The sequence below is a fragment of the Spongiibacter tropicus DSM 19543 genome, from assembly GCF_000420325.1.
Lineage (GTDB): Bacteria > Pseudomonadota > Gammaproteobacteria > Pseudomonadales > Spongiibacteraceae > Spongiibacter > Spongiibacter tropicus.
In genome coordinates, this window is record NZ_ATUS01000005.1 from 59,562 (window position 1) to 73,114 (window position 13,553).

The 13,553-nt window shown below is 58.0% G+C and carries 12 protein-coding genes; 7 read left to right on the plus strand and 5 right to left on the minus strand.

All coding sequences use genetic code 11. From position 1 onward, the window contains the following. The first annotated feature begins 9 nt into the window (after positions 1-9). From G411_RS0116595 to G411_RS0116605, 3 genes are read left to right on the plus strand one after another with little or no spacing between them, the layout of a single operon-like run. Positions 10-810 carry an undecaprenyl-diphosphate phosphatase gene (locus G411_RS0116595; RefSeq protein WP_022960335.1) on the plus strand — a complete coding sequence of 267 codons (801 nt, stop codon included), beginning with the start codon at positions 10-12 and terminating at the stop codon, positions 808-810. Between the two features lie 39 nt (positions 811-849). Next, entirely contained in the window at positions 850-1,734 is an 885-nt protein-coding gene (locus G411_RS0116600) for an NAD(P)-dependent oxidoreductase (RefSeq protein ID WP_022960336.1), read from the plus strand. A 2-nt stretch (positions 1,735-1,736) separates the two neighbouring features. Beyond that, positions 1,737-3,014 (plus strand): M18 family aminopeptidase, encoded by a 1,278-nt coding sequence (locus tag G411_RS0116605; protein ID WP_022960337.1) that lies wholly within the window; start codon positions 1,737-1,739, stop codon positions 3,012-3,014. Between the two features lie 69 nt (positions 3,015-3,083). On the opposite strand, the gene G411_RS0116610 is transcribed toward G411_RS0116605, so the two are convergent. Both G411_RS0116610 and G411_RS0116615 read right to left on the minus strand, forming a co-directional pair. After that, positions 3,084-3,500, minus strand: a complete 417-nt coding sequence (locus tag G411_RS0116610) for a PaaI family thioesterase (RefSeq protein ID WP_022960338.1) — start codon at positions 3,498-3,500, stop codon at positions 3,084-3,086. 29 nt (positions 3,501-3,529) lie between these two features. Then, a complete protein-coding gene (locus G411_RS0116615; protein ID WP_022960339.1) occupies positions 3,530-4,321 on the minus strand; it encodes an enoyl-CoA hydratase/isomerase family protein in 792 nt (263 codons plus the stop codon). Between the two features lie 100 nt (positions 4,322-4,421). On the opposite strand from G411_RS0116615, the gene G411_RS0116620 reads away from it, so the two are divergent. Further along, on the plus strand, positions 4,422-5,534 hold the full coding sequence (locus G411_RS0116620) for a tRNA-queuosine alpha-mannosyltransferase domain-containing protein (protein ID WP_022960340.1): 1,113 nt from the start codon (positions 4,422-4,424) through the stop codon (positions 5,532-5,534). A gap of 61 nt (positions 5,535-5,595) precedes the next feature. Continuing rightward, positions 5,596-6,603, plus strand: a complete 1,008-nt coding sequence (locus G411_RS0116625; protein WP_022960341.1) for a tryptophan--tRNA ligase — start codon at positions 5,596-5,598, stop codon at positions 6,601-6,603. 8 nt (positions 6,604-6,611) lie between these two features. On the opposite strand, the gene G411_RS0116630 is transcribed toward G411_RS0116625, so the two are convergent. From G411_RS0116630 to G411_RS21670, 3 genes are all read right to left on the minus strand, one after another. Next, positions 6,612-6,878 carry a hypothetical protein gene (locus G411_RS0116630; RefSeq protein ID WP_028968544.1) on the minus strand — a complete coding sequence of 89 codons (267 nt, stop codon included), beginning with the start codon at positions 6,876-6,878 and terminating at the stop codon, positions 6,612-6,614. Between the two features lie 188 nt (positions 6,879-7,066). Beyond that, positions 7,067-9,121: a TonB-dependent receptor gene (locus tag G411_RS0116635; RefSeq protein ID WP_022960343.1), complete on the minus strand. Its 2,055-nt coding sequence runs from the start codon at positions 9,119-9,121 to the stop codon at positions 7,067-7,069. A 33-nt stretch (positions 9,122-9,154) separates the two neighbouring features. Then, the gene (locus G411_RS21670; RefSeq protein WP_022960344.1) at positions 9,155-9,742 is read right to left on the minus strand and encodes a PaaI family thioesterase; all 588 of its coding nucleotides are present in this window, start codon (positions 9,740-9,742) and stop codon (positions 9,155-9,157) included. A 213-nt stretch (positions 9,743-9,955) separates the two neighbouring features. Between G411_RS21670 and G411_RS21675 the strand changes: the two genes are divergently transcribed. Further along, complete coding sequence (locus tag G411_RS21675) at positions 9,956-11,047, plus strand: GGDEF domain-containing protein (protein ID WP_022960345.1); 1,092 nt, start codon at positions 9,956-9,958, stop codon at positions 11,045-11,047. Positions 11,048-11,154: 107 nt separating this feature from the next. Then, positions 11,155-13,524 carry a CHAT domain-containing protein gene (locus G411_RS0116650; protein WP_028968546.1) on the plus strand — a complete coding sequence of 790 codons (2,370 nt, stop codon included), beginning with the start codon at positions 11,155-11,157 and terminating at the stop codon, positions 13,522-13,524. Positions 13,525-13,553: the final 29 nt, after the last annotated feature.

Consider the following 13,553-nt stretch of genomic DNA (forward strand, 5'->3'; position numbering starts at 1 on the left):
CGCTTATTAATGGATGCATTGCAGGCCGTGATTCTGGCCGCTATACAGGGGCTCACTGAATTTCTGCCCATTTCCAGTTCGGGCCATCTGGTGTTGCCGCAGACCCTGCTGGGTTGGGAGGATCAGGGACTGGCTTTCGATGTGGCTGTGCATGTTGGCTCGCTGCTGGCGGTGCTGGCTTATTTCTACCGCGATGTGATCAATCTGCTGGGTGCCTGGGGCAACAGTCTGCTCACCCGGCAGCAGAGCGATGACAGCCGTCTGGCGTGGATGGTGATTGTGGCGACCCTGCCGGCGGTGGTGGCAGGGCTGTTGCTCAACGATGTGATCGAACAGCATCTGCGCGGCGGTCTGGTGCTGGCAACGACCACGCTGGTGTTTGGCGTGGTGCTGGGTGTAGTGGACCGGTACTCCAGTCACCGCCGCCATCTGGTGGATGTGGGCCTGCGCATTGCTCTGATCGTCGGTTTTGCTCAGGCGCTGGCGCTGATCCCCGGCACTTCGCGCTCGGGGATCACCATGACCGCGGCACTGCTGGTGGGCCTGAGCCGCAGTGATGCCGCACGTTTCTCTTTTCTGCTGTCGATGCCGATCATTGCCGCCGCGGGCAGCTACAAATTGTTGGAGCTGCTGGAGAGCAGCCACCCGGTGCCCTGGGATCTGCTGGGTATTGGTTTTGTGGTATCAGCGGTCACCGCCTATGCCTGCATCAGCGTCTTCATGCGCTGGGTGGAGCGTATTGGCATGATGCCCTTTGCCATTTACCGGGTGTTGCTGGCCGCTGTGATTTACGCCGTGGTACTGTCCTGAGGGGTTGATCTTCACTCGGCGGGTAATGGGGGAAAGCATATGAACGTCGCCTTTTTGGGCCTGGGGGTAATGGGGTTTCCGATGGCGGGGCACTTGCATCGTGCCGGTGTAGACCTGCGGGTGTACAACCGCAGCCCGGAGAAGGCCCAGCGCTGGAACGATGAATATGCCCCGCTGGCAGCGGCCAGTGTTGCCGATGCCGTCAGTGACCGCGATGTGGTCGCGGTTTGCCTAGGCGCCGACGAGGATGTGCGCGAAGTGCTCTGCGGCGGGGACGGGGTTTTCGCCCATTTGCCTGCGGGCGGGGTCGTCGTTGACCATTCCACTACCTCGGCGGAGCTGGCGCGCGATATGGCGGCGGCTGCGGCGGAGTCCGGGCATCAGTTCATCGATGCGCCGGTGTCCGGTGGGCAGGCGGGCGCGGAGGCTGGCAAGCTCACCGTGATGGCCGGTGGTGATGCCGACGCCTTCAGCCGCATTGAGCCTGTTTTACAGTGCTATGCGGCTCGCTATCGTCGTCTGGGTGAGACCGGCAGTGGTCAGCTTGCCAAAATGGTCAATCAGATTTGTATCGCCGGGCTATTGCAGGGGTTGTCAGAAGCCATGCATTTCGGTCAGCAGGCGGGACTGGATATGGCGGCTGTGGTCGATGTGATCGGCGCGGGCGCCGCGCAGTCCTGGCAAATGGATAACCGCGCTGCCACCATGTTGCAGGGCGAATTTGATTTCGGTTTTGCGGTGGACTGGATGCGTAAGGATCTGCGTTACGTGCTGGATGAAGCGCGCCGTCAGTCCGTCAGCCTGCCGGTGACCGCCCTGGTGGATCAGTTCTACGCGCAGGTGCAGAACCTTGGCGGCGGTCGCAAAGATACTTCCAGCCTGCTGCTGGCCTTGCAGGCCAGTCAGGCGAAAGCACAGGATTAATCATGGATAAACACGCGTTTAATGACAAACTCATTGCTTTCCTCGATGCCAGTCCGACGCCGTTCCATGCGTCGGCCAACATGGCGGAGGCGCTGCGGGAAGCGGGATTTATCGAGTTGGATGAACGTCAGGATTGGGCGCTGGAAGCGGGTAAGGGCTATTTCTGTCTGCGCAATGGTTCTTCGGTGGTGGCGTTTCGGGTCGGCAAAAGTGATGTGGCTGAATCCGGCTGGCATATGGTGGGCGCCCATACCGACAGTCCCTGTCTGAAGGTGAAACCCAACCCGGTTCTGCATCGCAAAGGCTATTTTCAGTTGGGTGTGGAAGTATACGGTGGGGCGCTGCTCAACCCCTGGTTTGACCGCGACCTTGGTCTGGCTGGCCGGGTCAGCTACCGCAGCAGCAACGGCAGTTTGCGCAGTGCTTTGCTCAATACCGATCGCGCCATCGGCATCGTGCCGAGCCTGGCGATTCACCTGGATCGCGAGGCGAACAACAACCGCACAGTGAACCCGCAGACCGACCTGCCGGTGTTAATCAGTCAGGCGGAGTCTGCGCCTGACTTCAAAGCCCTGCTGAAAAATCTGTTGGCAGAGCAGGGCTGTGACGATGTCGAGGCGGTGTTGGATTACGAACTGAGTTTCTATGATGTGCAGGGCGCGGCACTGGTCGGTTTTAATCGCGAGTTTATCGCCAGTGCGCGGCTCGATAATCTGCTGTCTTGTTTTATCGGTTTGCAGGCGCTGTTGCTGGCCCCTGCCGACAAGCACAGTGTGTTGGTCTGCAATGACCACGAAGAAGTGGGCAGTATGTCCAGCAGCGGTGCTCAGGGACCGATGCTGGAGTCGACGCTGCGCCGCATTGCCGGGGATGAAAGCCGTTGGCAGCGAGCGATTGCGCACTCCACCATGATCTCGGCGGACAATGCCCACGGCATCCACCCCAATTTCAGTGATCGCCACGACGCCAATCACGGCCCGCTGCTTAATCAGGGTGCGGTGATCAAAATCAACGTTAACCAGCGCTATGCCACCAACAGCGAAACCAGTGCGATGTTCCGTCATCTCTGTGAGCAGCAGGGGCAACCGGTTCAGAGTTTTGTGGTGCGCAGCGATATGGCTTGTGGCAGCACTATCGGGCCCATTACCGCGTCGGCCATCGGCGTGGCGACGCTGGATATCGGCGTGCCGACCTTTGCCATGCACTCCATCCGCGAGCTGGCGGGCAGTGACGATGCGGTGGGCTTGAGTCAGGTCTTGGCGGCGTTCTACTCGCGCTGAGAAAGGCGCTACGCTTGCTTGAGAAGTGCGCTGAGCTTGCCTTATAAGTGCGCTGAGCGCTAAGGCGCGTCAGGCGCTGGTCGACGGGGGAATCGCATAGGTTCCCACCGCGTGCGCGACAGGTTCATCGCTACCTTCGGAATAGAGGTAGACCTCGCCAGTGGCGAGCAAGCGCCCGGCTTTCAGTAGTTTGCAGCGGCCGATAATGGTTTTTCCCGCCGCAGGCTTACGCAGGAAATTTATATTGAGGTTGGTGGTGACGGCCAGCGGCACAATGCCGATGTGCCCGAGGATGGCCACGTAGAGCGCCAAGTCGGCAACACTCATCAGGGTCGGGCCGGAGACGGTGCCGCCGGGGCGAAGGTGCGCATCATCCACCGGCAGAGATACCGTCGCACTCAGCTCGCCAATCTCATCAACAAGACAGTGACTCTGCGGGAACTCTGCGGCAATGAATGCCGCAACCTCATCTTTGCTGGCTGTCATGGTGGACTCTCGACGGCATGCGATCCGGATTACTCGCCTTTGAAAGCCGGTTTGCGGCGCTCGATAAATGACGCGAGTCCCTCGCGACCATCGGCCGTGCCAATACAGCGCGAAATACCCCGGCTTTCCAGTTCAAGCTGGGTTTCCAGACTGGTTTCATAGCTGCCCAGCAGCAGGCGGCGGACTTCGCCGTAGGCTTCGGTGGGGCCATTGGCAATCTGCGCAGCCAGCTTCCCAGCTTCTTCCGTCAGGGCATCATCGGCAACGACTTTAGTGAGCAGCCCCCATTCCAGCGCTTCGTCGGCGCTCAGAACGCGGTTGGTAAAAATCAGTTCCTGGGCGCGGCGCAGGCCGACCAGTTTTGGCAGCAGGGCCGTGGCGCCGCCATCGGGGCTGACCGCAATGCCGGTATAGGCCATGGTGAATTTGGCTTTCTCCGATGCAACGACCAGATCACCGGCCATTGCCAGACTGAAACCGGCACCCGCTGCGGTGCCATTTACGGCGACAATCAGCGGTGCGCGCATGCGGGCAAAACGGCTGCTGGCAGCATGCAGATGGGCGGTAATATCTTTGATCAGTTGCGGGGCCTTATCTTGCGCGGCGTGAAAGCTGGCAACATCGCCGCCGGCACAGAACATCTTGCCCTCGGCGGTCAGCACGACGGCGCGAATCTCACTGTCGCTGTCGCAGAGGATGGCGGTCTGCATCAGTTCTTGCCCCATTTTGAGGTTAATGCTGTGCGCGGCATCGGGACGATTCAGGGTGATGGTGGCAACGCCATTGGCTTTTTCAAAACGAAGGGTTTCAAACTGACTCATTGCTATCCGGTTCCGATTTTCTGGGAGAGACGGGAGAGTAGAACAGCGCTGCTGTCGGGTCAACGAGCGCGTATACTGCCGCTTTTGCCCGGAGTTGCCGATGCGTTGCCTGCTGCTATCTGCCTATCACGCCCAAAGCCATGCGGCTTGGGCAGAGGGTTTGATGGCCACCTTGCCGGAGGTGGACTGGACGCTGCTGACCCTGCCGCCGCGCTATTTCAGTTGGCGTCTGCGGGGCAACAGTTTGAGCTGGGCGATGTTGGCAAGGGACGCGCTGGAAGCCGACTACGATGTGTTGTTGGCAAGCTCAATGACCGATCTGTCGGCGCTGCGTGGGCTGTGCCCGGCCCTGTGTCGCCTGCCGACAGCGGTGTATTTCCATGAAAACCAGTTTGCCTATCCCGGCAGCGATCGTCAGCGCCAGAGTGTGGAGCCGCAGATGCTCAATCTCTATACCGCACTGGCCGCTGACCGAGTGTTGTTTAACAGTGCCTATAACCGTGACAGCTTCCTCGAGGGGGCTGACGAGTTGCTGCGCAAGCTGCCGGATTTCAGTCCCCGGCAGGAAGTGATGGCGAAGCTGGCACAGAGCGAGGTGCTGCCGGTAGGGCTGTCTGCCCCCGAGCCGCTGGCGCCGCGTGAAGGTGGCGAGCGATTGTCGCTGCTGTGGAATCACCGCTGGGAATACGACAAAGGTCCTGAGCAACTGTTGGCGATCTTGCAGGCCTGCGACGCCGCGGCGTTGCCGTTGGATATTCATCTTGTGGGTCAGCAGTTTCGCCAGCAACCCGAGGCCTTCGCCCAGATTGAACAACTGCTGGCCGCAAGCAGAAGTCTGCGCAAGGGGCAGTGGGGCTATGTGGAGGACGCTGCGGCGTATCGTCAGTTGCTGGCATCTGCAGATGTGGTGTTGTCGACAGCGCTGCACGATTTTCAGGGGCTGTCGGTGATGGAGGCGGTGGCAGCGGGCTGTCGGCCGCTATTGCCCGCGAGGCTCTGTTATCCCCAGTGGTTTGCCGACGACTGCCTTTACCCGAGTTCACCGGCGTCACCGCAGCGGGAAGGGCAGGCGGTCGCTGCCATCCTCAAACAGTGGCAGCAACAGAAGCGACGGGCGGGCCTGAGCGCACCGTCGCTGTCGCCGTTGTACTGGTCTTCGCTGGCTCCGCAATACCGGCAGCTATTGGCCGGGCTGGCGGGCTTGCGGCGGTGACAGTCGCCGGGTGAGCCAGTATCATAAGCGCCTTTATTTCACAGGCAGACAGGACACTCTCATGGCAAAAAACCGGGTTCTTACCGGCATTACCACCACCGGCACACCACACCTGGGGAATTTCGTCGGTGCTATTCGCCCGGCTATTGCCGAGAGTCAGTCTACTGAGCAGGACAGCTTCTTTTTTCTGGCGGATTACCATGCGCTGATCAAGTGTCAGGACCCGGCTGCGGTTCACCAATCAGCCCGTGAGATCGCGGCCACTTGGTTGGCATTGGGGCTGGATACCGACCGTTCGACCTTTTACCGCCAGTCTGATGTGCCCGAAATTACCGAGCTGATGTGGGTGCTGACCTGTGTTTCAGGCAAAGGCCTGATGAATCGCGCCCACGCTTACAAAGCGGCCGTGCAGGACAATGAAGAGAAGGGCGAAGACGCTGACTTCGGCGTGACTATGGGCCTGTTTTGCTACCCGGTGCTGATGGCGGCGGATATTCTGATGTTCAATGCCCAGCGGGTGCCAGTGGGGCGCGACCAGATTCAACATCTGGAAATGGCTCGGGATATCGCTCAACGCTTCAACCATATCTACGGTGAGACTTTCGTGCTGCCTGAAGCGGTAGTCGATGACGACGTGGCGGTGCTCAGTGGGCTCGATGGCCGCAAAATGAGCAAGAGCTACGGCAATACTATTCCGCTGTTTTTGCCAGAGAAGCAGTTGAAGAAGCACATCAATAAAATCAAAACCAATCTGTTGGAGCCGGGCGAACCCAAAGATCCGGATACCTCCACGGTGTTCCAGATCTGGCAGGCTTTTGCCACACCGGAGCAAACGGCGGAGATGCGCAAGGAGTTTGAAGCCGGTATCGCCTGGGGTGAAGCCAAGAAGCAGCTCTTTGAATTGATCAACGGCCAGATCAGTGAAGCGCGTCAGCGCTATAACGAGATTCTGGAAGATGGGGCGTTTCTCGATGCCGAATTGGCGAAGGGCGCGGAAAAGGCCCGTGCTGAGGCTGCATCCCAGTTAGACAAGGTGCGCAAGGCCGTCGGCCTGTCACGCTTTGGCTGAAACGCGGTTCAGAACTCGGCAGAGAGTGCCAGTCCTCTCAATCCCATTTCCAGATGCACGCCGCTGCGGTGACGCAGCGACAGCGTGCCGTTAGTGCGGTCGTGGCGAATATTGAGCTTGGGCAGCAGTTCTCTTTCTTTGATGATCACTTGTGGGTAGCGCAGTAGCGGCTTGCTGACAGCCTGCAAGCGCATGCCGCTGAAGTCGGTTTGTGCCTGAGCACGGGCGATACCACTTGCCAGCGTAAACGCAACGATCAACATCAGACATTTCATGTGGTAACCCCCCGTGTGAGCACATCAGCGGCTCGCGACATGGGCTTACTATTTCTGAATACGGCGCATCGGCCTATACGGGCTGGGCGCGAAAGTGCGCTGGATCACGGCTTCTGCGGGAAAGTCGCAGTGGGCTTAGGTAGTTCTACGAGGGCGGCAGGAGGCCGCCCTCGGAAGGGGGAGCAAGGTCAGAAATCCACGCCCAGTTCGACGAAGACACTGCGCGGTTCACCGATAAAGTAGCGGTAATTGCCAAAGGCGTAATCAGCGCGCTCGGCGTAATCCACATCGGCGAGATTATTGACGCGCACGATGCTGTACACATGATCGCCGTACTGCTGTCGCCACTGCGCGTTGACCAGGGTGTGGCCGGGGTAGCGGAACTGATTGTCGGCTTCCAGGTAATACTGCCCCTGGTGACTGGCCTCAAGGGTGAGCTGGGTGGCATTGGCCGCCTGCCAGACCAGCTGCGTGCTGGCGATCTGTCGCGGTGCGGTGTCCAGCTCATTGCCTTCCTTGGTCAGCACACTATTGTCATATTGGTGCTTGGCATAACTGCCTTGGAACAGCCACTGCAGCGAGTCGCTGATTGCCCAGCGTAGTTCGAGCTCCAATCCCCGGCTTTCAGTGCGGCCGCCATTGATATTCTGACGCAGACTGTCTTGAATAATCAGATCGTCTTTCTGTAGCCAGTACACCGAAGCCTGATAGCTGAAGCGCGAAAACTCGCCGCGCAAGCCCAGTTCTGCGGTATCCAGCGATTCCTCGTCCAATTGCGCATTCAGTTGCTGTGCCTGCAGGCGGTACAGTTCACTGGCCTGAGGTGCACGGAAGCCGTGAGCCGCATTGGCAATCAACGAGGTGTTGTCGCTGAGCGGGTGCACCATGCCGACATGGAACGACCAGTTGCGGAAGCGCTCCTTGTCGTCGTCGGGGCGGGCATAGCGGCAGGCGCCGCCACCACAGAGGCTGCCATCGGCCGCCGTATTGCCGCTGATCATGCGGTTGTCGTAGTCGTAAAATTGGATGTCGTAGCGTGCGCCAAAGCTGATATGCGTCGCGTCACCGGCTAGGTAATCACCGCCGATAAACCAGGCAAAGTAGCTGGCATCCACTTCGTAGTCGTAATGTTTCCCTTGAGGAAATACCCCGAAACCGGCGTCGTCCTGTGTTTCCTTCAGGAAGGCGCGGGTCATTTCCATATCAAAGCCGTTGTGCAGAGTAAGCCGGTCGCTGCTGCGTTGATAAAAGGCCGTTTGCACACCTACGCTGCGCTCGCCGTTTTCTTCCAGTGGCGTACCGGGCAGGAAGTGCTGAAGAAACTCCATGTCGGTGTAGCGGATGTAGGGGGTGACAATAAAGTGGCTGTCTTGACTGCCTTCCCGCTCAAAGCGGCTGTAGTACCGAAAACTCTGGCTGTTGCGGTAGGCCTCCGGGTTGGGATTTTCACGCTTTCGACCGTCGTCTTTATAGGCATCTTTGCCGAGGACATAGCCCGCCGTTTCCTGCTGGAGATTAGCCGCCGACAGCAGCGACTGCACGCTCCACACCTCGCCCTGATAATCGTGGCGCAGGGAAAGCTTTTGCTGATCGTAGCCGGAGTCGTCTTTATAGCCGCCATCGTGTTCGCCGTGGGCGCTAATCCGGTAGGCATGTTTGCCGACAGTGTCGCTGTGGGTAAATTTCAGGCGGCTGTAGTCATGGGGGCCACCTTCTGCCGCAATGCGGGTTTCGCGCTCATCGCTGGGCGCGCGACTGATCACGTTAATGACGCCGTTGAGGGCGTTACTGCCGTGGACGGCGGTGCCCGGCCCGCGCAGTACTTCGATGCGCCCGGCCTGTTCGCTGTTGACGTCAAACAGCATGTTTACATTGCAGAAGCCCGGGGCTCTCAGCGGGATACCATCTTCCGCAAAATAGAAGGTGCCGCAGCTACCCGCGCCGGTAAGTACGGCCGAGCGAATGGCGGTAAGGTGTTCCTGACCGTTGCCGCGACTGATCACCACGCCGGGAATACGATTGAGCAATTCACTGATATGGCTGTGGCCCAAGCGGTCGATACTGGATTGATCAACAATACTGAGCGCCTGACTCAAATCACTCAAGTCGCGCTCGGTGCGGCTGGCGGTAACGGCGACTTCTTCCATGGAAACCTGATTGGCGGCGTCCTCTGCCCACAGTGTCTGGCTGATCACCAAGCCCAGTAATGCGGATGCGCTGGCGCGCATAGCCGTTGTTTTCATGTTTTTACCCCGTGCCCTAAGGCCTTCTTGTGATTAGATAATTCGGATAAACAGGCCTTCTGAAGAGGCCAGCAGCGTATCGCCGTCGTAACACTCGCCCAGGGCTACCACCTTTTTCTCGCCAATGTTTTCCAGCCAGGTGGTAAAGCGCAGTTCGCGGAACAATGGCAGCGGTTTTCGGTAGCTCACCTGCAAGGAGGCGGTATACCCCGGTGTATTGTTATTCAGGCAGGCAAACGCCAAAAGCTGATCGAAAAGCAGGCTGATGATTCCCCCGTGTACGCTGTTCGGCGGCCCTTCATGGCGCCAGCCAAAAGTGACGGTGGAAACCACTTTGTTGCCTTCCAGTTCAACATCGATATCGGGGGAGTAGGCATTATACGCCCCGGTAGCCGGGCCGTATGGCAGGATGTCTTGCAGCCGTTCTCCCGCATTCGCGTTGTAATAGGGCATCAACTTCTGCCCCTGGTGCGCTTGCAAGTCCTGGTTCAGTTTATTGAGCTGAGACGTCATTGCACCAAGCTCATCGCTGCTGGCATTCACATTCAGGCTGAGCTCCAGCGTATGCTGGAGTGCTGCGGTGAGGCGTTTCAGTTCCTGTTGAGCGTTATCGGCCGACATGTTTCGGCATTCCTGTGCGTTTGTAATCGTAATGAGGCGAGCAGTGTAATCGCCGAAGGCGATCCTGCAAAGCATCCGCCCCCAAATGCGCGGCCTGCAGGCCTGTGCCGTTGTGGCGCCGGAATGTCGTCGCGGCCCGCTTGGTCGCGCGTTTTTGCCTGTAGCGGTAAGCCGTGCAAGAATAACCACAGAATCAATAGTGCAGGGTTGGGAATGACGAAATTCGTGACGATGCTCAACGGTAGTTCAGCCGAGCAGGCCCGTAATTTCTCCAGTGCTGAATTGATTCGACGTCGATACGTTTCCTTCTTCATGCTCGCTTCACTGTTTCTGTGCGGCGTCATCCTGTCGATAACGCATTTTCTTGTTCCGCTGGAGCCAGTGGGGCAGCGATTGATACGTGATTTTGGCATCCTGCTGTCGCTGGGAGCGCTGCTTGCCTACGTCGTACTCTGGATAAGCGGCAAGCGGGTGCTGGCGCTCAACCTTTTTATCATCGCTCTGGCGCTGGGGATTGCGCGCGTTACCTTGCTGACCGGCGGTATTACTGCTCCCAGTACGATCATGCTGGTCGTGGTGCCCGTGCTGGCTTCAGTGAGCATAGACCTGCTGGCGGGCTTGTTGTGGCTGGCCATTGTGACGGTGTTCTGGACGCTGGTGTATCTGGCTCCAACGTTGGGGATTCCCGTTGAAAATGTAATGGCATCCGAGAATCGCGAGATTGGGGTTTTCATTAGCTGCATCTGTACTTCACTGCTTGCCATGTTCGCAACGGGATACTATGAGCGCAGCAATGCGGCATTGCGCCGTAAGCTTCAGTCGGAACATGCGCTGGCGGTTTACCACGGACAGCATGACCCGTTGACGGGGCTGATGAATCGCCGCTTCTTCGTCGACACAGTTAAGTCGTTTATTGCAGATCCGGCCATGAAGGGCTTTTGTATTCTCTATCTCGATCTCAACGCCTTTAAGCCGATTAATGACAATTATGGCCACCATGTGGGCGATGAGGTGTTAATGGCGATAGGTCGCCGTCTGCGTGAGTGTTTTCGCGGGACGGATAGCTGTTGTCGCATTGGTGGCGATGAGTTCTGTGTACTTGTTCCCATGGGCCAGCAAGCGCCGATTGCGGATGTCGTGAAGCGTGCGTCTGCGATCTTCAGCGAGCCCGTGGTCATCGAGGGGCGAGAGCTGGCTATTTCGGCGTCTATCGGCAGCGCTGTTTTCCCTGCTGATGGGAAAACGTATGAAGAACTGCTGCACTCTGCAGACCAGCAGATGTACAGGGTAAAAAAGGCCAAGTAAGGCGCAGTGATGTTGAGCCCTTGCCTCCGCCTGTTTTAACGCGTCATGTTGTTGGCGCATGACTAGGACTTGATCCATTGTGGGGTCTTATGCGTCACCAGCCACCTATGACGAGACTGGCGCTCGCCGCCATTGCAATGCTGCTGTCGGCCTGTTCGACAGGCGTCAAGCAGGCCCAATGGGCCTATGAGAACGCCACGCAGGGCAACTACTTGCTCGATTACAGCAGTGTCCCTTCCGGCCATGTGATCAACTTATGCCGCGACTTGATCAACGTTCGCAACTTCCGAGGTTTTGACCACTGTATTGCGCAGTATGAAGCCCATCACGTGGTAAATGGCGAGTCGGTGTATCGCCACGCGTTTGCCGATATCTACTGGTCGCGGGATTACACCTCCGCGCTGATCAACAGCATGAAGGCGGAGGCCGCGCTTTACCGGTCGAATATTACGGATGTGCAGCATTATTTGCCCAAGGCACAGCAGGCGCTCAATGGCAATCTGGCGATCTATTCCGGAGAGGACAGGGATGATCTGCTGGATGAGGGTGACAATATTCGCGGGCCGCTGGCGATTCCTGTTCTTGGTGTGGCGGCGGTGTATGAAGGCTTGTACGGTTCGAAAGCCAAGGCCCGCGAGTTCATTGTTGAACTCTCCGCAACGGAAACCAACAGCTTTATCACGCCCTATGTAGAAACCCAAAAGCGCAGTTGGATAGCCAAAGGCTATATCGCCATCGAGGACTATCCCTCGGCGTTGCTGGTAATGAGTGGGCGCGATTCGGAAGCGGTGGAGTTGCTGGGCACATTGTTCGTGAATGCGAACCCGCTGAGCCATCTCTTTGGTCTGGCCAAATCCATTGATCGCGAAAATCAGTTTTTTGCCGTGGAAATGCAGAGCCTGTATTGCCACGCGATGGCGAAGCTGGGGCGTGATGAGGCGCCCGCCTGCTTTGAAAACCTGTTTGCCGGTGAGTTTATCGACGTTTTTGGTGGTTTGAAGTTTATTGCCTTGCAGCAGTACGGCCGTTTGCAGCTACGCAATGGGCAGCACGACCTTGCTTTGGCAGCACTCTCGGAAGCCGTCGATATTCTGGAGACGCAGCGGTCCAGTTTGTCGCTGGACAGCACCAAGTTAGGTTTCGTCAGCGATAAGCTGGAGGTGTACTACGATCTGGTCGAGCTGTTTGTTGAGAAAGATCAGCCTGAGCGGGCGCTGGAGTATGCTGAGCGTGCCAAGGCGCGAGCGCTGGTCGATTTACTTGCGTCTCGAAACCATGAACTCCGACCACCAGAAACTGACGACATTACTGCGACCCTGTCGGCCATTCAGCAGACAGAGGCATCGCTGGCGACCGTCAATCCCAGTGACACGACGCAGCGCTCGGTAACGCGGGGACTGTTGAGAAAATATCAGGACAACTTGAGCAAAACCGCGCCGGAGTTTACCTCTCTGCGGGTGGTGACATCGCCGAATATTGCGGAACTGCAGTCGGCCCTGGAAGAGGGCGAGGGCCTGCTTGAGTATTTCGGCGATGGTGACGACCTCTGGGTATTTATCCTCAGTCGAGAAGGCGTTGCTGCCGCCAGCCTCTCCGTCGATGGACTGGCATCCATGGTGGCAGCGGTGCGTCGCGATTTGCAGACCCCTGCATCGTCAGCGATCCACCGCAGCAGTCGTCAGCTCTATAACAGCGTGATTCTTCCGGTTGAGGATCGCCTGCAGGCGTTTGATCGGCTGACCGTTGTGCCCCACGGTCCACTCCACTACGTGCCTTTTGCGGCGTTGTACGATGGCGAGCGTTATCTGATCGATAAGCTGGAGCTGCGTGTTTTACCCAGTGCCTCGGTATTGGAGTTTCTTAACGCCGGGCCGAGCGCTGCGGAGAAACCGATGTTAATACTCGGTAATCCGGATCTGAAAGACCCTGCGATGGACTTGCCCGGTGCACAAATCGAGGCCGTCAATATTGCAAAAATGCGGCCGGGCGCCGAGGTCGTACTCAGAGAAAATGCCAGCGAAACCCTGCTCAAGTCGAATGCAGGGCAATACCGCAATCTGCACATCGCCTCTCATGGCATCTTCAATGCGGAAGACCCCATGGCCTCGGCGTTATTGCTATCAGAAAGTGATCAGGACGATGGCCTGCTATCGGTCGCAGAGCTGTTTGATTTGCGGCTGAATGCGGATCTGGTCACGCTCTCTGCCTGCGAGACCGCGCTGGGCGAAGTTACCGGCGGCGACGATGTGATCGGCTTTACCCGCGGGTTTTTGTACGCAGGGGCCGAGTCGATTGTCGCCAGTTTGTGGAAAGTGAGCGATGTGGCGACCAATCAATTAATGCAGAATTTTTATGAAGGTCTGCCGGAGCAGGGGAAGAGTGCGGCCTTGCGGCAGGCGCAATTAGCGCTGAAGGGAGGTTTCCATGACCATCCCTATTATTGGGCGGCCTTCCAGCTAACCGGCGAGTACGACTGAATCCATCTATGATTCATATCGTTGCTTTA